Origin of the sequence: Cellulomonas telluris, assembly GCF_004886325.1 — a bacterium.
Lineage (GTDB): Bacteria > Actinomycetota > Actinomycetes > Actinomycetales > Cellulomonadaceae > Cellulomonas > Cellulomonas telluris.
Window position 1 is genome coordinate 158,095 of record NZ_QXFN01000004.1, and the last position, 24,716, is coordinate 182,810.

Annotated in this window: 21 protein-coding genes; 15 read left to right on the forward strand and 6 right to left on the reverse strand. The window is 75.1% G+C overall.

The genetic code is table 11. The features are described 5' to 3' along the window. Window positions 1-127 precede the first annotated feature (127 nt). Window positions 128-2,113 (reverse strand): Stk1 family PASTA domain-containing Ser/Thr kinase, encoded by a 1,986-nt coding sequence (pknB, locus tag FB586_RS13020; RefSeq protein ID WP_136519773.1) that lies wholly within the window; start codon window positions 2,111-2,113, stop codon window positions 128-130. A gap of 48 nt (window positions 2,114-2,161) precedes the next feature. Beyond that, a complete protein-coding gene (locus FB586_RS13025; RefSeq protein ID WP_246036751.1) occupies window positions 2,162-3,307 on the reverse strand; it encodes a LysM peptidoglycan-binding domain-containing protein in 1,146 nt (381 codons plus the stop codon). Window positions 3,308-3,488: 181 nt separating this feature from the next. Between FB586_RS13025 and FB586_RS13030 the strand changes: the two genes are divergently transcribed. Further along, a complete protein-coding gene (locus FB586_RS13030) occupies window positions 3,489-3,896 on the forward strand; it encodes an Rv2175c family DNA-binding protein (protein ID WP_136519775.1) in 408 nt (135 codons plus the stop codon). 12 nt (window positions 3,897-3,908) lie between these two features. Here the strand turns inward: FB586_RS13030 and FB586_RS13035 are convergent, their stop codons facing one another. Continuing rightward, window positions 3,909-5,024 carry a polyprenyl synthetase family protein gene (locus tag FB586_RS13035; protein ID WP_136519776.1) on the reverse strand — a complete coding sequence of 372 codons (1,116 nt, stop codon included), beginning with the start codon at window positions 5,022-5,024 and terminating at the stop codon, window positions 3,909-3,911. A gap of 22 nt (window positions 5,025-5,046) precedes the next feature. Continuing rightward, a complete protein-coding gene (locus FB586_RS13040) occupies window positions 5,047-5,571 on the reverse strand; it encodes a hypothetical protein (protein WP_136519777.1) in 525 nt (174 codons plus the stop codon). A gap of 116 nt (window positions 5,572-5,687) precedes the next feature. On the opposite strand from FB586_RS13040, the gene FB586_RS13045 reads away from it, so the two are divergent. The 3 genes from FB586_RS13045 (at window position 5,688) to FB586_RS13055 (ending at window position 9,118) form a co-directional block, all read left to right on the forward strand. Further along, a complete protein-coding gene (locus FB586_RS13045; protein ID WP_136519778.1) occupies window positions 5,688-6,860 on the forward strand; it encodes a DUF4192 domain-containing protein in 1,173 nt (390 codons plus the stop codon). A gap of 79 nt (window positions 6,861-6,939) precedes the next feature. Further along, complete coding sequence (locus FB586_RS13050; protein ID WP_136519779.1) at window positions 6,940-7,335, forward strand: universal stress protein; 396 nt, start codon at window positions 6,940-6,942, stop codon at window positions 7,333-7,335. A gap of 202 nt (window positions 7,336-7,537) precedes the next feature. Continuing rightward, the gene (locus FB586_RS13055; RefSeq protein WP_136519780.1) at window positions 7,538-9,118 is read left to right on the forward strand and encodes an RNA polymerase sigma factor; all 1,581 of its coding nucleotides are present in this window, start codon (window positions 7,538-7,540) and stop codon (window positions 9,116-9,118) included. 272 nt (window positions 9,119-9,390) lie between these two features. On the opposite strand, the gene FB586_RS13060 is transcribed toward FB586_RS13055, so the two are convergent. After that, window positions 9,391-9,621 (reverse strand): DUF7455 domain-containing protein, encoded by a 231-nt coding sequence (locus FB586_RS13060; RefSeq protein WP_246036752.1) that lies wholly within the window; start codon window positions 9,619-9,621, stop codon window positions 9,391-9,393. Window positions 9,622-9,803: 182 nt separating this feature from the next. Between FB586_RS13060 and FB586_RS13065 the strand changes: the two genes are divergently transcribed. From FB586_RS13065 to FB586_RS13110, 10 genes are all read left to right on the forward strand, one after another. Continuing rightward, entirely contained in the window at window positions 9,804-11,930 is a 2,127-nt protein-coding gene (locus FB586_RS13065) for a DNA gyrase/topoisomerase IV subunit B (protein ID WP_136519782.1), read from the forward strand. A 106-nt stretch (window positions 11,931-12,036) separates the two neighbouring features. Continuing rightward, on the forward strand, window positions 12,037-13,077 hold the full coding sequence (locus tag FB586_RS13070; RefSeq protein ID WP_136519783.1) for a GNAT family N-acetyltransferase: 1,041 nt from the start codon (window positions 12,037-12,039) through the stop codon (window positions 13,075-13,077). A 72-nt stretch (window positions 13,078-13,149) separates the two neighbouring features. Further along, window positions 13,150-13,956: an ABC transporter ATP-binding protein gene (locus tag FB586_RS13075; RefSeq protein ID WP_136519784.1), complete on the forward strand. Its 807-nt coding sequence runs from the start codon at window positions 13,150-13,152 to the stop codon at window positions 13,954-13,956. A 127-nt stretch (window positions 13,957-14,083) separates the two neighbouring features. Beyond that, window positions 14,084-14,560 carry an NfeD family protein gene (locus tag FB586_RS13080; RefSeq protein WP_136519785.1) on the forward strand — a complete coding sequence of 159 codons (477 nt, stop codon included), beginning with the start codon at window positions 14,084-14,086 and terminating at the stop codon, window positions 14,558-14,560. A 65-nt stretch (window positions 14,561-14,625) separates the two neighbouring features. After that, the gene (locus FB586_RS13085) at window positions 14,626-15,807 is read left to right on the forward strand and encodes an SPFH domain-containing protein (RefSeq protein ID WP_246036753.1); all 1,182 of its coding nucleotides are present in this window, start codon (window positions 14,626-14,628) and stop codon (window positions 15,805-15,807) included. Between the two features lie 103 nt (window positions 15,808-15,910). Beyond that, window positions 15,911-17,683, forward strand: a complete 1,773-nt coding sequence (locus FB586_RS13090) for an ABC transporter ATP-binding protein (protein ID WP_136519786.1) — start codon at window positions 15,911-15,913, stop codon at window positions 17,681-17,683. Beyond that, window positions 17,680-19,719, forward strand: a complete 2,040-nt coding sequence (locus FB586_RS13095) for an ABC transporter ATP-binding protein (RefSeq protein WP_136519787.1) — start codon at window positions 17,680-17,682, stop codon at window positions 19,717-19,719. Before FB586_RS13090 ends, FB586_RS13095 begins: the two co-directional genes overlap by 4 nt. Before the next feature lie 107 nt (window positions 19,720-19,826). Continuing rightward, window positions 19,827-21,134, forward strand: coding sequence for an endo-1,4-beta-xylanase (locus FB586_RS13100; protein ID WP_246036754.1), 1,308 nt, complete (start codon window positions 19,827-19,829; stop codon window positions 21,132-21,134). Then, complete coding sequence (locus FB586_RS13105; protein WP_136519789.1) at window positions 21,131-22,444, forward strand: MFS transporter; 1,314 nt, start codon at window positions 21,131-21,133, stop codon at window positions 22,442-22,444. The genes FB586_RS13100 and FB586_RS13105 overlap by 4 nt, the downstream gene beginning before the upstream one ends. After that, a complete protein-coding gene (locus FB586_RS13110) occupies window positions 22,375-23,211 on the forward strand; it encodes a TrmH family RNA methyltransferase (protein ID WP_136519790.1) in 837 nt (278 codons plus the stop codon). Before FB586_RS13105 ends, FB586_RS13110 begins: the two co-directional genes overlap by 70 nt. Window positions 23,212-23,226: 15 nt before the next feature. Here the strand turns inward: FB586_RS13110 and FB586_RS13115 are convergent, their stop codons facing one another. After that, window positions 23,227-23,820 (reverse strand): hypothetical protein, encoded by a 594-nt coding sequence (locus FB586_RS13115; RefSeq protein WP_136519791.1) that lies wholly within the window; start codon window positions 23,818-23,820, stop codon window positions 23,227-23,229. A 45-nt stretch (window positions 23,821-23,865) separates the two neighbouring features. Between FB586_RS13115 and FB586_RS13120 the strand changes: the two genes are divergently transcribed. Beyond that, window positions 23,866-24,708 carry a hypothetical protein gene (locus FB586_RS13120; protein ID WP_136519792.1) on the forward strand — a complete coding sequence of 281 codons (843 nt, stop codon included), beginning with the start codon at window positions 23,866-23,868 and terminating at the stop codon, window positions 24,706-24,708. The last annotated feature ends 8 nt before the right edge of the window (window positions 24,709-24,716 follow it).

Genomic DNA, 24,716 nt, shown 5'->3' on the forward strand with positions numbered 1-24,716 from the left:
CCCGCGCCGCTCCCCGTCCCACGACGAAGGCCCCGACCTCAGGGTCGGGGCCTTCGTCGTGCTCGGGTGCAGCCGCAAAGGCAGCGACGCCCGCCGGGGGCTGACCGGCCGCGGGTGGCGGCCAGGGTCAGACGACGGTGAGCGTGATCTCGGTGCCCTTGCGCACCTGCTCACCGGCGGGGACGCTCTGCTGCCGCACCGTGCCGAAGAGCCCGCCGAGGACGTTCTCGCGGCGCGCGGTCAGACCCAGGGCCTCGAGGTCCTTCTGCGCGGCGTCGAACTGCTTGCCGGTCAGGTCGGGCATGGCAACCGTCTCCGGTCCCTTCGACACCGTGACGCGCACGCTGTCCCCGCGGTGCGCGGTCGCGCCGCCCGGCGGGACCTGCTCGATGATCTGCCCGGCCGGCACGGTGTCCGAGAACGCCTCCGTCGGCTCCACCGTCAGCGCGTCCGCGGCGAGCTGCTCCGTCGCGGCCTCGACGGTGATGCCGACCACCGACGTCACGGTGACGGGCGCGGGCCCGTCGGACAGCACGAGGACGACCCCGCTGCCGCGCTTCGCCCGAGTGCCCGCCTCGACCGGCGTGCCGTCGGGCAGCGTCGCCCGCAGCACGGAGCCGCGCGGGACGTCGTCGCTGTGCTCCGGGTCGCCGTACTCGGCGGCGAGCTCGGCCCCCTCGAGCGCGGCCTCCGCCGCCGCCTGCTCGGCGCCGACCAGCCCGTCGGGCACGTCGACGAGGTCCACGCCCTTCGACACCGTGTACGTGACGCTGCCGTCCTTGCGCACCGGGTCGCCGCCGGCCGGGTCGGTCGAGACGACCGAGCCCGCCGGGACGGTGTCGTGGAAGGCCTCGGCGCGCTCGTGGCGCAGCCCGGCGCCCTCGAGCGCGGAGACGGCTGCGGCCTCCGCGGCCCCGTCGACGACGGGCACCTCGGTGTACGCCCCGGGGCCGTGCTCGAGGTACCACCAGGAGCCGACGCCCAGCAGGGCCAGCACACCGGCGACGACCACCGGCCAGAGCCACCGGCGGCGACGGGCGGGGGCGTCGTCGCCTCCCGGGCCTGGGGAGGTCACGGTGGCGGCACCGCCGAGACCGAGGGGGAGGGCGACGGTGCCGCCGGCCCGGTCGGACACGTCGAACCGGGTCGTCACGGCTCCGGTCGCGGTGGTGAGGTCGTCGTCCTCGTGCGCGGAGGGGGACAGCAGGGGCGCTGCCGTGGGGGCGACGTCCGCGCGCCGGTCGAGCGTGGCGTCGTCGAGCCCGGCGCGCGTGCGGCGGAGCAGCTGGCAGGCCGCCGTCGCGTCGACCGGGCGGTCGTCGGGGTCGCGCGCCGCGAGCGCGCCGACGAGCTCGTCGACCTCCGACGGCAGCCAGTCGACCAGCGAGGACGGGGCCGGCACGTCGGCGTTCACGTGCTGGAAGGCGACCTGGATGGGCGTCTCGCCGGTGAACGGCTGCCGCCCCGTGAGCATCTCGAACAGCAGGACGCCGCACGCGTAGACGTCGGTGCGGGCGTCGTTCGCGCCGTGCGTGACGAGCTCGGGCGCGAGGTACGCCACGGTCCCGAGCACCGTGCCCGTGGTCGTGGACGTGACCTCGCTGACGGCGCGTGCGAGCCCGAAGTCCCCGAGCCGCACCCGGTCGTCCTCGCTCATGAGCAGGACGTTCTCGGGCTTGACGTCGCGGTGCACCAGCCCGGCGCGGTGCGCCGCGGCGAGCGCGTCGAGGACGGACTCGAGCACCCGCAGCGACTCGCGCACCGTCAGCGAGCCCTGCTCGGCGATGCGGCGGCGCAGGTTCGTGCCGGAGACGTACTCCATCGTCAGGTAGCTCGTGTCGCCGTCGACACCCTGGTCGTAGACGCCGACGAGCCCGGGGTGCGTCAGACGGGCGGCGGTGCGGGCCTCCCGGCGGAAGCGTGCGACGAAGGCGCTGCCCGAGGCCCCCTCCGCGAGGTGGGGGTGCATGACCTTGAGCGCGACCTCGCGGTCGAGCCGGCGGTCGACGGCCAGGTACACCGTCGCCATGCCTCCGCGCGCGATGCGCGAGACGACCTCGTACCGGCCGTCGACCAGACGGCCGACGAGCGGATCGGTGACGGTGGCTCCCACGCGCGGAAGTCTACGGGCGGGTGCCGCAGGATCCGGGGAGCCGTGCCGTCAGCGGAAACGCGTCATCAGGGTCTGCACGTTGGCGACGTAGCGGCGGGTGTCCGCGTACATGCCGTTGCGCTTCACCGACGAGGCGCCCTGGTAGTACGACGCGATCGCGGTGGGCAGGTCCGGCGAGGAGCGCACGAGCGAGCGCAGGATGGCCACGCCGGCCACGACGTTGTCGTCCGGGTGCAGCAGGTTGAGCGGGCGGCCCACCATCTGCGAGGCCCACTCGCCGGAGGACGGGATGACCTGCATCGTCCCGATCGCGTTCGCGGGGGAGACGGCGCTGTGGTTGAAGCCCGACTCCTGGAACGCGATCGCCTGCGCGAGGGCCGGGTCGACGCCCATCGACCGCGCCGTGGCCGCGACCTTCGCCTGCATCGCGTCCCGGGACGGCACGCCGGCGGCCAGGAGGTTCGCCTTGTTCTGGTTCGCGGAGGCCACGACGTGCTCGGGGTAGGTCCGGCCGGCGAAGGTGTTGCCGACGAGCCCGGAGGTGACGGCGGCGGGTGCGGCGGCCGCGGCGGGTGCGGCGGCGCCGGGGAGCACGAGGGTCTGCCCCGCGCGGATGAAGGCGCGGGAGTCGAGGCCGTTCGCGGCGACGACGGCCTGGACGGTGGTGCCGTGCCGTGCGGCGATCGCGGAGACGGTGTCGCCGCTGCGGACGGTGTAGGTGCCGCCCGTCGCGGCGGCTGCGGCCGGGGCGGGGGCAGCCGGTGCGGCGCCGCCGGCGCCGGGGAGCACGAGGGTCTGCCCGGCGCGGATGAACGCACGCGAGTCGAGGCCGTTCGCGGCGACGACGGCCTGGACGCTGGTCCCGTGCCGCGCGGCGATCGCGGAGACGGTGTCGCCCGTGCGCACGGTGTAGGTGCCGCTCGCAGGAGCGGCGGTGACGCTCGCCCCGGGCGCGGCGGCGGTGGCGGAGGGCAGGCGCAGGACCTGCCCGGCGCGGATGCGCGACGGGTCCGCGAGGGCGTTGTCGGCGGCGATGGCCCGCACGGAGGTGCCGGAGCGCTTCGCGATGGCGGAGAGCGTGTCCCCGTCCCGGACGGTGTAGCTGTCGGCGGCGTGGCCGGCCGTGCCGGTGGCGGCGAGCGCGACCGTGGCGAGCGCGAGCGTCGCGCCGGTGCCGGTGGCGACTCGGGCCACCGGGTGCGTACGGCGTCGTGCGTCTGCGGGCATCGGGTTCCCCCCCGGATGTGGCGACAGGAGGCTCCTGTGGCGCGTGTGACTGGTGTGACAGAACACGACGCTAGAGGATGGGGAGGGGGAGGGAAAGCGCGCTGGGCGAATTACAGGCGTGTGGCGCCCCGGGTCGTAGGCTGACCGGGTGAGCGCACCGCACCCTGACGACCTCGTCGACGCCTGGCTGACCGTCCCCGACCTCGCCGAGCGCCTGGGCACGGACGCCGGCAAGGTCCGGCGGATGCTGCAGGAGCGCCGCATCGTCGGAGTGCGTCGCGGCGACCCGCCCGTGCTCAGCGTCCCCGAGGCGTTCCTCGTCCCGGGGCACCTCGCCAACCCGGCGGCTCCTGGCCGCGCGGAGGACGCCCCCGCGTGGACCGTTCTCGCCGCCCTCCAGGGCACGCTCACGGTCCTGGCGGACACCGGCTTCGACGAGGAGGCCGCCGTCGTGTGGCTGTTCACCCACGAGGAGGCGCTGGGCGCGACGCCGGTCGCCGCGCTGCGGGAAGGTCGCAAGACCGAGGTGCGACGGATCGCGCAGGCGCTGCTCTAGCGCTCGGGCCGGTCAGGCGCGGCGGTCGACGGCGGCGCGCGCGAGCGCCAGGACCTGGCTGCGCGCCGGCTCCGGCCAGCCCTGCTCGTCGACGGCCGCGAAGGCGCGCGCGGTCAGCTCCTCGATGAGGCGCTCCACCTCGTCCGGCGCGCCCGTCGCGGCGATCGTGCCGGCCAGCGTGCGCACGTGCGCGTCGTCGAGCCCGCGGTCGCCGAGCCCGCCGGTCAGGGCCGCCACCGTGGCCTCGTCCCCGGCGGCCCGGGCGCGGCCCAGGGCGCGGGCGACGAGCACCGTGCGCTTGCCCTCGCGCAGGTCGTCGCCGGCGGGCTTGCCGGTGGCCGCCGGGTCGCCGAACACGCCGAGCAGGTCGTCGCGGAGCTGGAACGCCTCGCCGAGGGGCAGGCCGACCGCCCGGCAGCCGTCGAGGGCCGCGGCGTCGGCGCCCGCGAGGGCGGCCCCGAGCACGAGGGGGTGCTCCACGCTGTAGCGGGCGGACTTGGCCCGCAGCACCTCGCGCGCACGCCGCTCGTCGCCGGCGTCGTCGCCCCAGGGCAGGGCCTGCGCGAGGACGTCGAGGTACTGCCCGACCGTGACCTCGGTGCGCATCAGGTCGAACACCTCCCGTGCCGCCCGTGCCGCCACGGGGGGGAGGTCGCGCTCGGCCTCCGCCCACTCCTGCTCGCTCGCGACCAGCGCCAGGTCGCCGAGCAGGATCGCGGCGGCGGCGCCGAAGCGCTCCCCGTCGCCGAGCAGTCCTCGGGCGGCGTGGTGCGCCGCGAACGCACGGTGCGCCGCGGGCTGGCCCCGGCGCGTGTCGGAGTCGTCCATGACGTCGTCGTGGAACAGGGCCGCGGCCTGGAACAGCTCGAGCGCCGCCCCCACCCGCATCACCGCGGCCTCCTCGGTGCTCCCCGGCGTGCCGCCGTGCGCTCGCCACGACCAGTAGCAGAACGCGGCGCGCAGCCGCTTCCCGCCGGCGACCATCCGCTCCACGGCGTCGACGAGGGGCGCACCGTCCGCGGAGACGGCGGCGACGACCGTCCGCAGGCGCAGGACGTGCCGGGCCAGCGCGGCGTCGACCCCGGCTCGCAGGTCCACGAGGTCCGGGTGCGGGGGCGCATCGGTCACGCCGCCCACCCTAGGCGCCGGGTCAGGGTGCGGGCGCGCGGACGGTCCCGCCCAGCGTCATCGTCCGGACGCCTTCGCGGTCGAGCACGCCGACGACGAGCAGCTCCGCGCCGTCGGACCGGGAGAACGTCACCTGGGCCGCCAGGCCCGGCTCCGGCGCGACGGGTGCCGCCTCGACGAACCCGGCGGCGAGGAGCGGCCCGCGCACCGCCTCGAGCAGTCCCGCCGGGTCCTGCTCGGTCCGCACGTTGAGGCTGATCTGCAGGGTGCCGTCCGCGCCGGGGACGGCGGACGACACGAGGACCTCCGCCCCGGCGGGCACCGGGACCAGGTCGGCCGGGAAGTCGTCGGCGAGACGTCCGACCGCGCTGTGCCGGCCGATCTCGTCGGTGAGCAGGCTCTCGGAGGGTGACGGCGCGGCCGTCGGCTGCGCGGTCGACGTGGACGGCGAGGGGGACGGCTCCCCGTCGCAGCCGGTGAGGAGGCCGACGGCGACGAGGGACGAGGCCGCCGCGCGGGCGGCCCACCGGGGCGTCGGGTGCGGCACGGCGCACAGGCTAGCCGCGGCCCCCGAGCCGACCACACCCGCGCCCGCCGGACCGCGGCCCACAGCCAGGGCCGGCACGACCTCCGCACCGCCCGCCGGTGCGGTGCGCTGGCCGCATGGATCACACGACGCTCCGCCTCGAGGACCCCCGAGAGCTCCTCGCCTACGTCCCCCACCGGCTCGGGTTCCGCCCGCACGAGAGCGCGGTCGCCGTCGGCCTGCGCGGCCCCCGCGGACGGCTCGGGCTGGTCGTGCGCGTCGACCTCGACGACCTCGCACCGGCCGACGACGGACCTCGCCTGGCACGCGCCCTCGCCGAGCACCTCGGGCGGGACGGCGCGGACCGCGTCCTGCTCGTGGCCTACACCGACCGCGAGGAGGGGGAGGAGCTCGCCCGCCGCGCCGCAGCCCACCTGCTCGAGGCCTGCGACGTCCCGGTCGGTCCCGTCGACGCCCTCCTGGTCGCGAACGGCGCCTACCGGTGCCTCGCGTGCAGCGCGGACTGCTGCCCTCCGGGCGGCAGACCCCTCGACGACCTGCGCGGCACCCGCGTCGGGGCCGAGATGGTCCTCGCGGGATCCGTCGTCGCCGAGCGTCGCGAGGACGTCGCGCGCATCCCGCCCGCGCCGGCCGAGGCGCGCCGGTCCGTGGGGCGGGTGCGCGCACGGTGGGAGGCGGCGCGGCTGCGCGCCGCCGGTGGCGGGGACGACGCGCTGGCGGCCTGGCGGCTGGCGTCCCTGCGGGCGTGGCGCGACGAGGTCGCCCTGGGGGGCCTCGCACCGTCCCCGCCGGGCCCGGAGGGACCGGTCCTCCACGGTGCCGGGCGACCCGTGCCCGACGCCCGCACGACGTTCAGCCGTCTCGGCCGCGTGGAGGCGGGGCTGTCGGACCGACGCGTCCGCGACGCGGTCCTGGTCACGCTGGTGCCCGGCACCGGTCGGCTCGCGGAGCGCTCGCTCGCGGGGCCGTGCGCCGCGGCCGTCGACGACCGCCTCCTCGGCGCGGCGATGGCGAAGGTCGTCGACCCGGGCGCCGGTGTCCCGCCGCCGCCGGCGACGCGCCGGCACGAGGCCGTGCTCGAGCAGCTCGTCGCCCACGGGCGGACGACGACGCAGTCCCCGGCGCTCACCCTGCTCGGGCTCCTGGCGTGGTGGCGCGGCGACGGGGCGCGGGCGTCGCTCCTCCTGGAGCGCGCGCTGGTCGCGGACGAGGGCTACCGCCTGGCCCTCCTGCTCGCGCGGACGCTCGAGGCGGGCCTCCCGCCCGGGTGGGTGCGTCGACACGTGTGACGCCCGCCGGTCGTGGGCCGGCCCCGGCTCCGGTAGCGTCGCGCCCGAGGCCAGCGTGGTCCGTGAGGGAGGGTGCGCGATGGGGATCGTGGTCGGCTACCTGGCGACCCCGGAGGGGCGTGCGGCGCTCGATGCGGCGGTCGACGAGGCGCGGCTGCGCTCCACACCGGTCGTCGTGGTGGCGAGCGTCCGCCCCGACGAGGCGCCCGAGCGTCGGGCGGAGACCGAGGACGCGCTCGCGGGCGTGCGCCAGGAGCTCGCGGACGCGGGCGTCGAGCACGAGGTGCGCCTCCTGGCGGGCGGCGACGTGGCCGACGACCTCATCGCGACCGCGGAGGAGGTCGGCGCCCAGCTCGTCGTCCTCGGGCTGCGCCGGCGCAGCCCGGTCGGCAAGCTGATCCTCGGGGCGAACGCGCAGCGCGTCCTGTTCGACGCGCCCTGCCCGGTCCTCACGGTGAAGCCGGCGGCCCGCTGACCCGCACCAGGCGGCGCCGGGAATCTTCCCGGCCCGGCCGGCGTTGGCACACCTGAATCCCCACGACATCCGGCGCGCACCGCGTGCCGTGCCGAGACGCGCGCGCTGCGCCTGGCAGGTGGTCGGTACAATATCCGTCTGTCTTCCGGTCCTGCGGGCCCTTCCTCTCGGATCCGGTCGCCGTGCTGACGAAAGGTCCTTCGTGACGTCCCAGACCCCGCACCCCGCACTCCCGCGCGAGTTCCAGCACCCGGCGCTGCAGGAGCTGGTGAGGCGTGGGCACACCCACGGCAGCGTCGACACCGACTCCGTGCGTGCCGCCTGCGAGGCCGCCGGCGTCGAGGGCGCCAAGCGCCTGCGCGCCGTCGTGCGCGGGCTCGGCACCGCCGGCGTGACGGTGAACGACCTCGGCACCGCCGGTCGCGCGGTCGCCGCGACGAGCGCCAAGTCCCGCCCGGCCGCCCGCGCCTCCGTCGCCGAGGGCACGCGTGCCGAGTCGGGCACCGCCACGGCCACGAAGCCGAAGGCCACGAAGTCGACGGCCAAGCCGGCCGCGAAGTCGACCGGTCCGAAGGCGGCTGCGGCCGCGCCCGCGAAGGCGGCCCCGAAGAAGGGTGCGCCCGCCGACGACGAGGCGGTCGACGAGGTCGAGGACATCGACGACGCGGACGTCGTGATCGACGAGGTCGAGGAGATCGACGTCGAGACGCCGGACGCCGAGGCCACGGAGTCGGACGAGACCGAGACCGAGACGGTCGAGGAGTCGACGGAGAAGGCGCCCGCGGCGAAGGAGGAGACGACCGAGGACATCGGCTTCGTCTACTCCGACGCCGACGACGACGACGCGCCCGCGCAGCAGGTCGTCACCGCGGGCGCGACCGCCGACCCGGTCAAGGACTACCTCAAGCAGATCGGCAAGGTCGCCCTCCTCAACGCCGAGCAGGAGGTCGAGCTCGCCAAGCGCATCGAGGCCGGTCTGTTCGCCGAGGAGAAGCTCGCGAACACGCCGAACATCGAGCCGAAGCTGCGCCGCGAGCTGCAGTGGATCGCGCAGGACGGCCGTCGCGCCAAGAACCACCTGCTCGAGGCGAACCTGCGACTCGTCGTGTCCCTGGCCAAGCGCTACACCGGCCGCGGGATGCTGTTCCTGGACCTCATCCAGGAGGGCAACCTCGGTCTGATCCGCGCCGTCGAGAAGTTCGACTACACCAAGGGCTACAAGTTCTCGACGTACGCCACGTGGTGGATCCGGCAGGCGATCACCCGTGCGATGGCGGACCAGGCGCGGACCATCCGCATCCCCGTCCACATGGTCGAGGTCATCAACAAGCTCGCCCGCGTGCAGCGCCAGATGCTCCAGGACCTGGGCCGCGAGCCCACGCCGGAGGAGCTGGCGAAGGAGCTCGACATGACCCCGGAGAAGGTCGTCGAGGTCCAGAAGTACGGCCGCGAGCCGATCTCGCTGCACACGCCGCTCGGCGAGGACGGCGACAGCGAGTTCGGCGACCTCATCGAGGACTCCGAGGCGGTCGTGCCCGCGGACGCGGTGAGCTTCACGCTCCTGCAGGAGCAGCTGCACCAGGTCCTCGACACGCTCTCCGAGCGTGAGGCGGGTGTGGTCTCGATGCGCTTCGGGCTCACGGACGGGCAGCCGAAGACGCTGGACGAGATCGGCAAGGTCTACGGCGTCACGCGTGAGCGCATCCGCCAGATCGAGTCCAAGACGATGTCGAAGCTGCGTCACCCGTCGCGCTCGCAGGTCCTGCGCGACTACCTCGACTGACCGGGCGCCGACCCGGCGACCACGACGGCCCCGTCACCGCGCTGCGGTGGCGGGGCCGTCGTCGTGGTGCCGGCCGCCGTGCCTTCACCGGCGCGGGTGCCGCGAGAGGGGCGCGCACGGGCCTGGGAGGGACAGCCACGGCGCCGTGGCCGGGCAGCGGCCGGCCGGCGGGTGCCCGGTCCGGCACCCTCTCGGGTCCCGGAACGGCACGAGGGCCCGGACCTTCCGGTCCGGGCCCTCGTGGGGTCGGTGGTGCGCCGTGGCGCTCTGGCTCAGGACAGTGCCTTGGCTCCCGCGCCGTACTCGGCGTGGAGGCGGTCGGTCTCGTCCTGGACATGCGTCGCGACGGCGGCGAACTTCGGTGCGTGCTCACGCGCGTGGTGCGCGCAGAACAGCAGCTCGCCGACCGGGAGCACGACGCGGACGTACGCCTGCGCGCCGCAGCGGTCGCAGCGGTCGGCAGCCGTCAGCGGGGCCGTGTTGTCGATGGTCGTCCCTGTCACGTTTCCATACAACCATCAGGACCCCGGATGCATGCCGCCGAGAGCGCGAGGTTCGCTCTCTGCGTACAAGATCGTGATCCGACGTCACACGATCGTGACCTGCACCACTCGTCCGCCTGCGTGCGCGTGCGCAGCGGCATGGCGACGCGGGTGCTGTCGGCCCCCCCGGCTACCATCGCCGCGTGACGACGACCTCCTCGACCCCCGGCTACACCGCTCGGCACCTGTCGGTGCTCGAGGGGCTGGAGGCGGTCCGCAAGCGCCCGGGCATGTACATCGGCACGACCGACAGCCGCGGGCTCATGCACTGCCTCTGGGAGATCATCGACAACTCGGTCGACGAGGCACTGGGCGGCCACGGCGACCGGATCGAGATCGTGCTGCACGCCGACCAGTCGGTGGAGGTGCGCGACAACGGACGCGGCATCCCGGTCGACGTGGAGCCGAAGACGGGCCTGACCGGCGTCGAGGTCGTGTTCACCAAGCTCCACGCGGGCGGCAAGTTCGGCGGCGGCTCGTACGCCGCCTCGGGCGGCCTGCACGGCGTCGGCGCCTCGGTCGTCAACGCGCTGTCCGCCCGCCTCGACGTCGAGGTCGACCGCCACGGGCGTACGCACCGCATGAGCTTCCACCGCGGCGAGCCCGGGGTGTTCGACGACAGCGCGGGCGTCAGCCCCGACTCCCCGTTCGAGCCGTTCGTCTCCGGCTCCGAGCTGGCCGTCGTGGGCAAGGTGGCCAAGGCGCGCACCGGGACCCGCGTGCGCTACTGGGCGGACCGGCAGATCTTCCTGTCGTCGGCCGTGTTCTCGTACGACGAGCTGGTGACCCGCGCGCGGCAGACGAGCTTCCTCGTGCCCGGCCTGGCGCTGACCGTCCGCGACGAGCGGGGCATCCCCGGCACGCCCGGCGAGCACGGCCCGCACGAGGAGACGTTCCTGCACGAGGGCGGCGTCGTCGACTTCGCCGACCACCTGGCTCCGGACGCCCCGGTGACGGACGTGTGGCACCTCACCGGCAGCGGGACGTTCACCGAGACCGTCCCGGTGCTCGACGACCGCGGGCACATGACCCCGCAGGAGGTCTCGCGCACCTGCGAGGTCGACGTCGCGCTGCGCTGGGGCACGGGCTACGGCACCGAGGTCCGCAGCTTCGTCAACATCATCGCGACGCCCAAGGGCGGCACCCACCTCGCCGGGTTCGAGGCGGCGCTGCTCAAGACGCTGCGCGCGCAGGTGACCGCGAACGCGAGGCGCCTGAAGGTCTCCTCGAAGGACTCCTCCGAGCGCATCGAGAAGGAGGACGTGCTGGCGGGCCTCACCGCCGTCGTGACCGTCCGCCTCGCCGAGCCGCAGTTCGAGGGGCAGACCAAGGAGGTGCTGGGCACGGCGCCCGTGCGCGGGATCGTCGCGCGCGTGGTCGAGCAGGAGCTGACGTCCGTGCTGACGTCCACCAAGCGCGAGCACAAGGCGCACTCCGCCGCGCTGCTCGACAAGGTCGTGGGGGAGATGCGCGCACGCATCTCCGCGCGCAAGCAGAAGGAGATCTCCCGCCGCAAGACGGCCCTGGAGTCGTCCTCGCTGCCCGCGAAGCTGGCGGACTGCCGCATCGACGACGTCGAGCGCAGCGAGCTGTTCATCGTCGAGGGCGACAGCGCGCTCGGCACCGCCAAGCTGGCCCGCAGCTCGGACTACCAGGCGCTCCTGCCCATCCGCGGCAAGATCCTCAACGTCCAGAAGGCGTCCGTCGGGGACATGCTGAAGAACGCCGAGTGCGCGGCGATCATCCAGGTGATCGGGGCCGGCTCCGGGCGGACCTTCGACCTGGAGGCGGCGCGGTACGGCAAGGTCGTCCTGATGACCGACGCCGACGTCGACGGCGCCCACATCCGCACGCTCCTGCTGACCCTGTTCTTCCGGTACATGCGGCCGCTCGTCGAGGCCGGGCGCGTGTACGCCGCGGTGCCGCCGCTGCACCGCATCGAGATCATCGGTGGCGGCTCACGGAAGAACGAGTACGTCTACACGTACTCGGAGGCCGAGCTCGCGGCGACCCTCAAGAAGCTCGACCGCTCGGGCCGTCGCTACAAGGACGACATCCAGCGGTACAAGGGCCTCGGCGAGATGGACGCCGACCAGCTCGCGGAGACCACGATGGACCCCCGGCACAGGACCCTGCGCCGCGTGACGGTCGAGGCGGCCCAGCGGGCCGAGGAGATCTTCGAGCTGCTCATGGGGTCGGACGTGGCGCCGCGCAAGGACTTCATCGTGGCCGGCGCGCACGCGCTCGACCGCTCGCGCATCGACGCCTGACCGGCACGGCTGACCCGACCGGCCGACCGGCCCGGCGGACCGCGCCGGCTCGGCACGGGCCGCAAAGCGCTGGCCACGGCGGTGCTCCGGCCGGGAGGCTGTGCCCATGACCGACACGTCGACGGCGCCCGCTCCGGCGCCCCTCGCCCAGCGCGTCGCCGCACCCGCCCGGCTCGACCCTCCCGACCCGGCGCTGGGTCTGGCGTGGCGCCCGCTGACCGTCGCCGACGCGCCCGAGCTCGAGCGGCTCGTGCAGCTGGTCGAGGAGGCCGACGGGCAGCCGTTCCGCACCTCCGCGGAGGAGCTGGCCGAGGAGCTGTCCGCGCAGTGGCGCGACCTCGACCGGGACACGCTCGTCGGGCTCGACGCCGACGGGGTCATGCGGGCCTGGGCGCAGGTGGACTCCGCGCCCGGGGACACCCGCGTCGTGCGGGCGTTCGTCTCGGGCGGCGTGCACCCGCTCTGGCGGGGGCGGGGCATCGGCCGGGCGCTCGTGGCGTGGCTGGAGGGACGCGCGCGGCAGGTGCTCGCGGCGTCGGGCAAGGAGCTGCCCGCCCGGATCGCCGCGTACCTCGAGGACACGGCGCCGGCGTCGGCCCGGCTCTACCAGGCGGCCGGCTTCACGCCCGTGCGGTACTACACGGAGATGCGTCGTCCGCTGCAGGCGGCGCTCCCCGACGTCCCGGCGGTCGAGGGCGTGCGCGTGGTGCCCTGGTCGGAGGAGCTCGACGACGCGGTGCGGCTCGCGCACAACGAGGCGTTCGCGGACCACTGGGGCAGCGAGCCGCGCACCCCCGAGCAGTGGCAGCAGCACCGGGCGATGTTCGCGCCGTCGTGGTCGTTCGTCGCCGTCGCGGACGACGGCGAGGTCGTGGGCTACACGCTGTCCGGCCGGTACGAGCAGGACTGGGCCGTGGCGGGCTACAGCTCGGGCTACACCGAGCTGCTCGGGGTCCGCGGCGCGTGGCGGGGACGCGCGGTCGCGGTGGCGCTCCTCGCGACCGCGATGCGCGCGTTCGCGGCGGACGGCATCGAGTACGCCGAGCTGGGCGTCGACACCGAGAACCCGTCGGGCGCCCACGGCCTGTACGCCCGGCTCGGGTACGAGGTGGTCCACTCCTCGACGATGTACTCGATCGAGCTGTGACGTCCGCGACGTGACCGCCGCGCCCCGCCCGATGGCCCCGGGCGGACGCGAGCGACGTTAGGGTCTGTGGACATGACCAGCGTGCTCGACCTGCAGGCCGTGACGATCCGCCGGGGGACGACGACGATCCTCGACGACCTGACCTGGCAGGTGAGCGAGGGCGAGCGCTGGGTCGTCCTGGGACGCAACGGTGCCGGGAAGACGACGCTGCTGCAGGTCGCCTCGGGCCGCATGCACCCGACCCGTGGCACGGCGACGTTGCTGGGTGCGCGCCTCGGTGCGACGGACGTGTTCGAGCTGCGCCCGCGCATCGGCCTGTCGAGCGCCGCGCTCGCCGACCGCATCCCGTCGGGCGAGACGGTGAAGGACGTCGTGCTGACGGCCGCCTACGGCGTCACCGGCCGCTGGCGCGAGGCGTACGAGGAGCTCGACGAGGCGCGCGCGAACGACCTGCTCGCGGCGTTCGGCGTCGCGCACCTCGCGGAGCGGTTCTTCGGCACGCTCTCCGAGGGCGAGCGCAAGCGCGTCCAGATCGCGCGCTCGCTCATGAGCGACCCCGAGCTCCTGCTGCTCGACGAGCCCGCGGCGGGCCTGGACCTCGGTGGCCGCGAGGAGCTCGTCGCGGCGCTCGCCGAGCTCGCCCGCGACCCGCGGTCGCCCGCGCTCGTCCTCGTCACGCACCACGTCGAGGAGATCCCGCCGGGCTTCACGCACCTGCTGCTGCTGCGCGCGGGCAAGGTCTTCGCCGCCGGTCCCATCGAGGACGTGCTCACGGCCGACAACCTCTCGGGCACGTTCGACGTCCCGCTGCGCCTCGAGCACGGCGACGGCCGCTGGTCGGCGCACGCCGTCACCGCGGGGGCGAGCGCCCGCCACTGAGGCCCCGCGAGGCAGCCCCGCTGCCCAGCCCTTCCGCCCACCCCTGCGCGCTCCCGGAGCCGCGCGGACGCCCACGGCCTACGATCGTGCTGGGTCCGACGACGGGCGACGCGGCAGGGGTGGCGGCATGGGCTGGCTGTGGTGGGTCGGCGGGGCGCTCCTGCTCGGCGTGCTCGAGATGCTGTCGCTCGAGCTCGTCCTCGGCATGCTGGCGGTCGGGGCGCTCGCCGGGGGCCTCGCGTACGCGCTCGGCGCGCCCGTGGCGGTGCAGCTCCTCGTCGCGGCCGTGACCGCCGTGGTGCTGCTGCTCGTGCTGCGGCCGTGGCTGCTGCGCCACCTGCGCGGGCGCGTCGACCTCCCGGAGACGAACGCCGCGGCGCTCGTCGGCCGTGCCGCTGTCGTGGTGGCCGACGTCGACGCGGCGAGCGGCCGCGTGAAGCTCGCCGGCGAGGTCTGGACCGCGCGCACCGCCGACGGCACCGCCCTGCCCGCCGGCACCCCCGTCACGGTCGTCCGCATCGACGGGGCCACGGCCGTCGTCGCCGCGTCGGCGCCCGCACCGCGCACCGACGGCCCGCCGGCCGCCGGCGCCGCTCCCGCCTGACCACGGACCCGGGAAGGCCGGGTCGCGTCCGCCGCCGTCGCCGGCGGCAGCCCGCGGAGGGTGCCATGTCCGACATCGACCCGGGGCAGATCGCCCTCGTCGTGGTCCTCGCTCTCGTCCTCGTCTTCGTGGTGGTCGCCCTGGTGCGGGCCGTGCGGATCGTGCCGCAGGCCGTCGCGATGATCGTCGAGCGGCTCGGTCGCTACAACAAGACGCTCGACGCGGGCCTGCACCTGCTCATCCCGTTCGTCGACCGGGTCCGGGCGAGCGTCGACCTGCGTGAGCAGGTGGTGTCGTTCCCGCCGCAGCCGGTCATCACGTCGGACAACCTCGTCGTCAGCATCGACACCGTCATCTACTTCCAGGTCACGAGCCCCAAGGACGCGGTCTACGAGATCGCGAACTACATCACCGGCATCGAGCAGCTGACGGTGACGACCCTGCGCAACGTCATCGGGTCGATGGACCTCGAGCAGACCCTGACCAGCCGCGACCAGATCAACGGCCAGCTGCGCGGGGTGCTCGACGAGGCGACCGGCAAGTGGGGCATCCGCGTCAACCGCGTGGAGCTCAAGGCGATCGACCCGCCCGCGTCGGTGCAGGGGTCGATGGAGCAGCAGATGCGCGCGGAGCGGGACCGCCGTGCCGCGATCCTGACCGCGGAGGGGGTGAAGCAGTCCCAGATCCTCACGGCGGAGGGCGAGAAGCAGGCCGCGATCCTGCGGGCGGAGGGCGAGGCGCAGTCGGCGATCCTGCGGGCCGAGGGCGAGTCGCGGGCCATCCTGCAGGTGTTCGACGCGGTCCACCGCGGGGACGCCGACCCGAAGCTGCTGGCGTACCAGTACCTGCAGATGCTGCCCAAGGTCGCCTCCAGCCCGTCGAACAAGCTCTGGTTCCTGCCGGCGGAGCTCAGCGGCGCGCTCGGCTGGTTGTCCAAGGGGTTCGCCGGGGGCGGCGAGGGCGACGGCGACCGCTACCGCACCCGCCCCGCGGGGGACTCGCCGCTCGCCGCCGACGACCTGCCCCCGGTCACCCTGAAGGACCCGGGGGAGGCGCTCGAGGAGGCGCGGCGGGAGTCCGCGGCCGCGACCGCGGACGCCACGAGCGCCGGCACGCTGACCGGTCTGCGGTTCGACCCGGACGCCGAGCGGGGTCAGCGACCGGGCGTCGACCGGCCCCAGGGGTCCGGGTCCGGGTCCGGCGACGGCCCCGCGGCCCCGGGCGGTGGGGTTCCCGCAGGTGCCTGAGCAGCGCGCTCGTCCGCTGAGAGCGGACGGCCGGGAAAGGCGGTTGGCCCCGCGCTCGTCCCGTGGGAGCGTGTGACGCGGTCCACGCGAGGAGGTGCGCAGGGTGCTCATGCGGCTGCTGCGCGAGCAGCTGCGTCCCTACCGGGGTGCCGTGCTCGCGGTGCTGGTGCTCCAGCTCGTCCAGGTGCTCGCGACCCTGTGGTTGCCCAGCCTGAACGCCGACATCATCGACGACGGCGTGGCCCGGGGCGACACCGCGGTGATCTGGCGGATCGGCGGCGTGATGCTCGCCGTGAGCCTCGTGCAGGTGGTCGCCGCGGTCGGCGCCGTGTGGTTCGGCGCGCGGGCGGCCATGGCCTTCGGGCGGGACGTGCGGGCGCGCCTGTTCGACCGCGTGCAGGCGTTCTCGCAGCAGGAGATGGGACGCTTCGGCGCGCCGACCCTCATCACCCGCACGACGAACGACGTGCAGCAGGTGCAGATGCTCGTGCTGATGACGTTCGTGTTCCTCGTGATGGCGCCGCTCATGCTCGTCGGCGGGGTCGTGATGTCGCTGCGCGAGGACGTCGTCCTGTCGGGTCTGCTCCTGGTCGTCGTGCCCGTGCTGGTCGGCGTCGTGGCGCTCGTCGTGCGCCGGATGGTGCCGTGGTTCCGGCGGGTGCAGGAGCGGATCGACGGGATCAACCGCGTGATGCGCGAGCAGCTGACGGGTGTGCGCGTCGTCCGGGCGTTCGTGCGCGAGCGGCGCGAGCGCGACCGGTTCGAGGTGGCCAACGACCTGCTGTACGAGGCGTCGCTGCGCACCGGCCTGCTCATGGCCCTGCTGTTCCCCGCGGTGATGCTCGTGATGAACGCCTCGAGCGTCGCCGTCGTCTGGTTCGGCGCCCGCCGGGTCGACGCGGGCGACATGCAGATCGGGTCGCTCGTCGCGTTCCTCAGCTACATCATGTTCGTGCTCATGGCCGTGATGATGGCCTCGATGATGACGGTGATGGTGCCGCGGGCCGTCGTCTCCGCCGAGCGGATCACCGAGGTGCTGGACACCAGCCCGAGCGTCGTCCCGCCCGCAGACCCCGTGCCGTTCGCCACCACACGGGGCGCCGCCTCCGCCGACGGCGCCCCCGGCCCGCGCACCGGCCTCCTCGAGCTGCGCGACGTCGAGTTCCGGTACCCCGGCGCCGAGCACGCGGTGCTGCAGGGGGTCTCCTTCACAGCCCAGCCCGGCCGCACGACCGCGATCATCGGCTCGACCGGCGCCGGCAAGACGACGCTGCTCCACCTCGTGCCGCGGCTGTACGACGTGACGGGCGGGCAGGTGCTGGTGGACGGTGTCGACGTGCGCGAGGCCGAGCCGGAGGCGCTGTGGGCCCGCATCGGGCTGGTGCCGCAGCGCCCGTACCTGTTCTCCGGCACGGTGCGCAGCAACCTGCAGTTCGGCCGGCCCGACGCCGACGACGACGAGCTGTGGCACGCGCTGACCGTCGCCCAGGCGCGGTCGTTCGTGGAGGCGCTGCCCGAGGGCCTCGACGCACCCGTCGCGCAGGGCGGCACGAACCTCTCCGGCGGGCAGCGGCAGCGGCTCGCGATCGCGCGGGCCCTGGTGCGGCGTCCGTCCCTCTACCTGTTCGACGACTCGTTCTCGGCGCTGGACTACGCGACCGACGCCGCGCTGCGCGCCGCGCTCGTGCCCGAGACGCGCGACGCGACGGTGATCGTCGTCGCGCAGCGCGTCGCGACCATCCGCCACGCGGACCGGATCCTCGTCCTCGACGAGGGGCGCGTCGTCGGCGACGGCACGCACGAGGGGCTGCTGGCGTCGAACGCGACGTACCAGGAGATCGTCCACTCGCAGCTGAGCGCCCAGGAGGCGGCATGACGGCGGGACCCGGCCAGCGGACGACGGCGGGTGCGGCGCCCTCGGGCGCCCCCGCGGCCGCTCCGCCGGGAGGTGCCCCACCGCGTCCCGCGGGTCCGCGCGGCGGCCCGATGGGCATGGGGCTCGGGATGCCCGGGCAGAAGTCGCTCGACTTCCGCGGGTCGCTGCGGCGCCTGCTCGTCGTGCTGCGGCCCGAGCGTGCGCGGCTCGTGGCGGTGCTCGTCCTCGGGGCGCTGTCGGTGGCCGCCGCCGTCGCCGGCCCCAAGCTCCTCGGGGACGCGACGAACGTGCTCTTCGACGGCGTGGTCTCCCGGGCGCTCGGGCAGGTCGTGCCCGCCGGGGCGACGCAGCAGGAGGCCGTCGACGCGCTGCGGGCGTCCGGCCAGGACCAGCTGGCCGACATGGTGTCGGGCATGGAGCGGGTCGTGCCCGGCGAGGGCGTCGACTTCGGGCGGCTCGGCGCGATCCTGCTGGTCGTGCTCGTCGTGTACGTGGCGTCGTTCGTGCTCGGGTGGCTGCAGGGCCGCCTCACGGCGCTCGCGGTGCAGCGCACCGTGCGGCGCATGCGCTCGCACGTGGAGGAGAAGCTCTCCCGGCTGCCGCTGTCGTACTACGACCGGCAGCCGCGCGGCGAGCTGCTCAGCCGCGTGACCAACGACATCGACAACGTCGCGCAGACGATGCAGCAGACGCTGTCCCAGCTCGTCACGTCGCTGCTCACCGTGGTGGGCGTGCTCGGCATGATGTTCTGGCTGTCGCCGCTGCTCGCGGTCGTCGCGCTCGTCACGGTGCCGCTCTCGGTCGCCGTCGCCGGGGCCATCGCGAAGCGCTCGCAGCCGCAGTTCGTGCAGCAGTGGGCGTCGACGGGGCAGCTGAACGCCCACATCGAGGAGATGTTCACCGGGCACGCGCTCGTGACGGTGTTCGGGCGTCAGCCGGAGGCCGCGCGGACGTTCGCGGAGCGCAACGAGCAGCTCTACGAGTCGAGCTTCCGGGCGCAGTTCATCTCCGGGATCATCCAGCCCGCGCTCGGGTTCCTCGCCAACCTCAACTACCTCGTGATCGCCGTGGTCGGCGGTCTGCGGGTCGCGTCGGGGGCGATGACGCTCGGCGAGGTGCAGGCGTTCATCCAGTACAGCCGCCAGTTCACCCAGCCGTTGACGCAGATCGCCTCGATGGCGAACCTCCTGCAGTCGGGGGTCGCGTCCGCCGAGCGCGTCTTCGAGCTGCTCGACGCCGACGAGCAGGAGCCCGACCCGGCGACGCCGGCGCGCGTCGAGCCGCCCGTGCGCGGCCGCGTCGCGTTCGAGGACGTGTCGTTCCGCTACGAGCCCGACACGCCGCTCATCGAGCACCTGAGCGTCGTCGCCGAGCCCGGCCAGACCGTCGCGATCGTCGGGCCCACGGGCGCCGGCAAGACGACCCTGGTGAACCTCGTCATGCGGTTCTACGAGGTCGACTCCGGCCGCATCACCCTCGACGGCGTCGACACGAGGACCCTCACGCGCGACGACCTGCGCCGCCAGATGGGCATGGTCCTGCAGGACACGTGGCTGTTCGAGGGGACCATCGCGGACAACATCGCGTACGGCGTCGACGGGGCCACGCGCGAGCAGGTCGTCGAGGCGGCCGTGGCGACCCACGTGGACCGGTTCGTGCGGACCCTGCCCGACGGCTACGACACGGTCATCGACGACGAGGGGGGTGCGGTGTCGGCGGGGGAGAAGCAGCTGCTGACGATCGCGCGCGCGTTCCTCGCCGACCCGGCGATCCTCATCCTCGACGAGGCGACGTCGTCGGTCGACACCCGCACCGAGGTGCTCGTCCAGCAGGCGATGGGGACGCTGCGGACGGGACGGACGTCGTTCGTCATCGCGCACCGGCTCTCCACGATCCGCGACGCCGACGTCATCCTCGTGATGGAGCACGGGCGGATCGTGGAGAAGGGCACCCACGAGGAGCTGCTCGCGGCCGACGGCGCGTACGCGCGGCTGTACGAGAGCCAGTTCGCCGCGGCGGCCGCCCCGCTGGACTAGGGCGTGCTCACCAGGCCCCGCAGCGGACCGCCTGCCCGTTTGGACAACGATGTAGACGCACGCGATGCTGCACCCGGAACGATTCGATGAGTTCGAGGAGGAGCCCGTTGTCGACCACGCCCGCCCTGCCCGCCCGCGCCGACGCCCCCGTCGTCGACGACCCCGCGCTCGCGCACCGCGTCCGGAGCCTGACGGTCCGCCTCACCGACCCGTCGGGACGCCCGCTCGCCGGTGCCGCGGTGCGGGCCGAGCAGCAGGACCACGCGTTCTGGTTCGGCAACATCGGCTTCGACGAGGTGGAGCGCGCCGCCGCCGCGCTGCCCGGGGGGCGTGCCCTCGCCCCGGGGCAGGACGAGCTGCTCGCCCGGTTCGACGAGCTGTGGCGCGACGTCTTCAACCTCGCGACGCTGCCGTTCTACTGGGGGACCTTCGAGCCGACCCAGGGCAGCCCGCGGACGGCCGCCCTGCGCGCCGCGGCCGAGCACTACCGCGACCACGGCGTCATCGTGAAGGGGCACCCCCTCGTCTGGCACACCGTGCAGCCGGACTGGCTCAAGCCGCTGCCCGACGACGAGGTGCTGCGGCTGCTGCGCGCCCGGGTGCAGCGCGACGCCGGCGAGTTCGCGGGTCTCGTGGACGTCTGGGACGCCATCAACGAGGTCGTGATCATGCCGGTCTTCACCAAGGACGACAACGCGGTCACCGGCGTGGCGAAGACCGTGGGACGCATCGGCATGATCCAGCTCGCGTTCGACGAGGCGCGCGCCGCCAACCCGAACGCGGTGCTGCTGCTCAACGACTTCGACATGTCGGCCGACTACGAGCACCTCGTCGAGGAGGCGCTCGCCGCGGGCGTGCGGATCGACGCGCTCGGCCTGCAGAGCCACATGCACCAGGGCGCGTGGGGCCGGGACAAGACGCTCGACGTCCTCGAGAGGTTCTCCCGCTTCGGCCTGCGGATGCACTTCACCGAGACCACGATCCTGTCCGGCGACCTCATGCCGGCGCACTACGACGACCTCAACGACCACCAGGTCGACGAGTGGCCGTCGACGCCCGAGGGCGAGGAGCGCCAGGCGCGCGAGGTCGAGGAGCACTACCGCACGCTGCTCGCGCACCCCCAGGTCGACGCCATCACCTACTGGGGCCTGTCCGATCACGGGATGTGGCTCAACGCCCCGGGCGGGCTCGTGCGCGCCGACGGCACGCCCAAGCCGTCCTACGAGGCGCTGCACGGCATGGTCAAGGGCGAGTGGTGGCTGCGGCCGACCGACGTCACGGCCGACGACGACGGCGCCGTCCAGCTGCGCGGCCTCGCCGGCCGCTACGTCGTCGAGGTCGACGGCGTGCGCCACGAGGTCGTCCTGCCCGCCGAGGGTGGTGACACGCAGACCACGGTGGTCGTGCCCCGGTGAGCACGCCGGCCGCGCCGCGGCTCGTGCGCGACCGCCTGACGCTCGGTCTGTACGCGCCGTTCGTCGTGTGGGGCTGGCTGCTCTACAGCTTCAACCCGAGCGTCCCGCTGCTCGGCGACGAGCTCGGGGTCAGCGCGGCGCAGGCCGGGCTGCACGGCACCGCGATGGCCGCCGGCGGGCTCGTGGCCGCCCCGCTGATCCCGCGCGCCGCGCGGGTGCTCGGGCGTCGCACGACGCTCGTCGTCGCGGCCCTCGTCGTCGCGGTGGGGCTCTCCGGGCTGCTGCTGGGTCGTGAGCTGCCCGTGACGCTGCTGGGCATGCTCGTCACCGCGGTCGGCGGGAACCTGCTCATCGCCACCGCCCAGGTGGCACTCGCCGCGCACCACGGCCCGACGTCGTCCGCGGCCCTGGCCGAGGCGAACGGCGTCGGGTCCGGGATCGGGCTGCTCGGTCCGCTCGCGGTCGGCGCGTGCGTCGCGATCGGCTGGGGCTGGCGGGCCGGCGTCGTGGTGACCGCGGTCCTCGGCGTGGCGACGGCGCTGCTCGTCGCGCGCCTCCCGCGGTCGCCCGCCCTGGACCGGCCCGGCCCCGCCGCCGCGGAGCCCGCCGAGCCGGCGCCGCTCGCCGCACCCGACGACGCCGCGGCTGCGCGGCGCGGGCCGCGGTCGCACGCCGGCACCTTCTTCCTCGCCGCGCTCGTCGCCGCGACGTCCCTGGAGTTCGCGACGACGTTCTGGGCGACGGACCTCGTGCTCGAGCGCACGTCCGCGGGGGCCGGCATCGCCACGGCGACGACGGCCGGGCTCGCCGCCGGCATGACGGCCATGCGGTTCGTCATCGGCCCCCTGTCGCTGCGGGTCGCCCCGGCCACGCTGCTCGCCGCGTCCTTCGTCATCTCCGTCGGCGGGTGGGCCGTCCTGTGGACCGCGACCAGCACGGCCGTCGCCCTCACCGGGCTCGTCGTCGCCGGCTTCGGGTACGGCGCGCAGTACCCGCTGTCCGTGGCGCTGCTGCTCGCCGCGTCGCCCGGACGCCGGGACCGCGCGCAGTCGCACGCGACCCTCGCCGGGGCCCTGGCCGTCGGCGTCGCACCGTTCGCGCTCGGTGCCGTCGCCGACCAGGTCGGCAGCCACCAGGCGTTCGTCCTGGTGCCCGTGGTCGCCGCCGTCGGCCTCGTCATGGCCGTGCTCGGCGGCCGCGCGGTCCGGCGCACCCCGACGGCCCTGGGAGGATCGGAGCCGTGGCACGACCCGACGTCCGACCCGTCACCGACCGCGACGACCCCCGCCTCGCCGACTACGTCTCCCTGACCGACGTCGCGCTGCGCACGCGCCTGGAGCCCGAGAACGGGCTCTACATCGCCGAGAGCTCCACGGTGCTCGGCCGGGCCCTGCGTGCCGGGCACCGCCCGCGGTCCGTGCTGCTCGCGCCGCGCTGGCTGGACGACGTCACGGCGATGCTCGCCGACGTGCCGGGGGACGACGTGCCCGTCTACGTGGCCGAGGAACCCGTGCTCGAGGCCATCACCGGCTTCCACGTGCACCGGGGCGCGCTCGCGGCCATGCACCGGCCCGTCCTGCCGCCCGTGGCCGAGGTGCTGGCGGGTGCTCGTGACGGCGGCGGTGCCCGGCGCGTCGCGGTGCTCGAGGACCTCGTCGACCACACGAACGTCGGGGCGGCGTTCCGCTCCGCGGCCGCGCTGGGCGTGGACGCCGTGCTCGTGACGCCCCGCTGCGCCGACCCCCTGTACCGGCGTTCGGTGCGGGTGTCGATGGGCACGGTGTTCCAGGTCCCGTGGACGCGGGTGGACCCGTGGCCCGACGGTGTCGACACGCTGCGCCCGCTGGGCTTCGTCGTCGCGTCGCTCGCGCTGTCGGACGACGCGATCACCCTCGACGAGCTCGTCGCCGACCCGCCCGAGCGGCTCGCGCTCGTGCTCGGTGCGGAGGGGGACGGGCTGAAGCCACGGACGGTCGCCGCGTCGGACCGCGTGGTGCGGATCCCGATGGCCGGCGGGGTCGACTCGCTCAACGTGGCGGCCGCGGCGGCGGTCGCGTTCTGGGCGACGCGCGTCTGAACCCGGGCGACGCCGTCAGTCGCAGGCGCCCGCGGCCTCGAGGTCCTCGCGCGGCCAGGTGAAGGCGGCGAGGTGCACGCGGTGCGTCGACCCCAGCGGCGAACGGACGTCGACGGCGCCGTCGTGATCCCGTGCGGCCGGCGCGTCGTCGGCCAGCAGCGCGCAGTCCTCGACGTCCAGGAGCACGAGCAGGCGCAGCCCCGCGGACGGGACGGCGCGGGGCAGGGTCCCCGGGTCGTCGGCCGCCTGCCGGGCCTCCAGGGCGTCGTGCAGCCCCGCGACCTCCACGAACGGGTCGGGCTCGTCGGCGCCGAGGACCCACACGCCCGCGACGCGGGTCCCGGCGGGCGCGTCGGCGGAGACGACGCGCGTGCCGGAGACCACCCAGCCCTTCACCTCGACCGCCTGGACCACCCGGCCGTCGCGGAGGAGCTCGCCGGCGCCGGACTGCCCGCGCAGTTCCAGGCGGCTCGCGGTGCCGAGCCAGCCGGCCGCGACGAGCGCCGTCAGGGCGAGCACGACGAGCAGCGCGTCGCGCCACCGCGAGGGGCGGGGGACGAGGGACGTGAGCGTCGGGTCCTCGACGGCGGGGGTCGGGGGTGCCACCATTGGCACAACGTACTGTGCCAAACGGCCCGTCGAGACGAGGTGCCCATGAGGGTCGCGAGCGTGCTCGTCCTGCCGGTGCTGGTGCTCGCGCTCGTGCTCGTCGCCGCGCGCCGCGTGCGCGTCGAGGACCGGGACGTCGCCTGGCTCGCCGGCGGTCGGCTGCCCGACCCCGCGGTGGCGGACGTCTACCGGCGCTACCTGCACCGCCACCGCGCGCACCGGACCGTCGGCGGGTGGTTCGGCGTCCTGCTCGCCGTGACGTACGGGCTGACCGCCCAGGACGCGATCCGCCTCGGCACCACGCCCGGCAGCCCGCTCGGGGACGTCCTGCTCTGCGGTCTCGCGGGGGTCGTCGCCGGTGCGCTGTCGGCCGAGGTGTACCGGTCCGCCCTGCCGCCCGGGCCGGTCGTGGCCTCCCTCGCGCCGCACCCGCGCCCGCGCGGTGGCGCGGCCGTGCGGGCGGCACGTCTGCTCGCCGCCGGGGGACTGGTGGTGGGCGTCGTGGCCGCCGTCACCGGGGGAGTCGGGCCCGCGCTGGGCGGCGCGGCGGCCGGGGCCGTGCTCGTCGGCACGGCCGAGGTCGCCCGGGCCGCCGTGGTCGACCGCCGGCGCCCGCTCCTGTCGCCGGTCGCCGCGCAGGTGGACGACCGGATCCGCGCCTTCGCCTCCGGCGCCCTGGCCCGCCTCGAGCTCGCCGCAGGGGCCGTCGGGCTCGCGTGGGCGCTCAGCGGCGCCGCCGCGGAGGCGCGGCAGACCGCGGTGACCGCGGTGCTCGCCGTCGTCGTGCCCGTGCTGCTCGTCCTCGCGCTCGTCCAGCTGTACCGCGCGCGACCCCGCCCGCCGCACACCTTCGTGCCGGCGGCCCCCGTCGGCGCCGCCGCGGCGTGAGCGTGCGG

Coding starts and splice junctions, on each gene's coding strand:
- FB586_RS13045 (WP_136519778.1), top strand. CDS start 5,688: ATGGATCACACGACGCTCCGCCTCGAGGACCCCCGAGAGCTCCTCGCC.
- FB586_RS13050 (WP_136519779.1), top strand. CDS start 6,940: ATGGGGATCGTGGTCGGCTACCTGGCGACCCCGGAGGGGCGTGCGGCG.
- FB586_RS13070 (WP_136519783.1), top strand. CDS start 12,037: ATGACCGACACGTCGACGGCGCCCGCTCCGGCGCCCCTCGCCCAGCGC.
- FB586_RS13075 (WP_136519784.1), top strand. CDS start 13,150: ATGACCAGCGTGCTCGACCTGCAGGCCGTGACGATCCGCCGGGGGACG.
- FB586_RS13080 (WP_136519785.1), top strand. CDS start 14,084: ATGGGCTGGCTGTGGTGGGTCGGCGGGGCGCTCCTGCTCGGCGTGCTC.
- FB586_RS13085 (WP_246036753.1), top strand. CDS start 14,626: ATGTCCGACATCGACCCGGGGCAGATCGCCCTCGTCGTGGTCCTCGCT.
- FB586_RS13095 (WP_136519787.1), top strand. CDS start 17,680: ATGACGGCGGGACCCGGCCAGCGGACGACGGCGGGTGCGGCGCCCTCG.
- FB586_RS13115 (WP_136519791.1), bottom strand. CDS start 23,820: ATGGTGGCACCCCCGACCCCCGCCGTCGAGGACCCGACGCTCACGTCC.
- FB586_RS13120 (WP_136519792.1), top strand. CDS start 23,866: ATGAGGGTCGCGAGCGTGCTCGTCCTGCCGGTGCTGGTGCTCGCGCTC.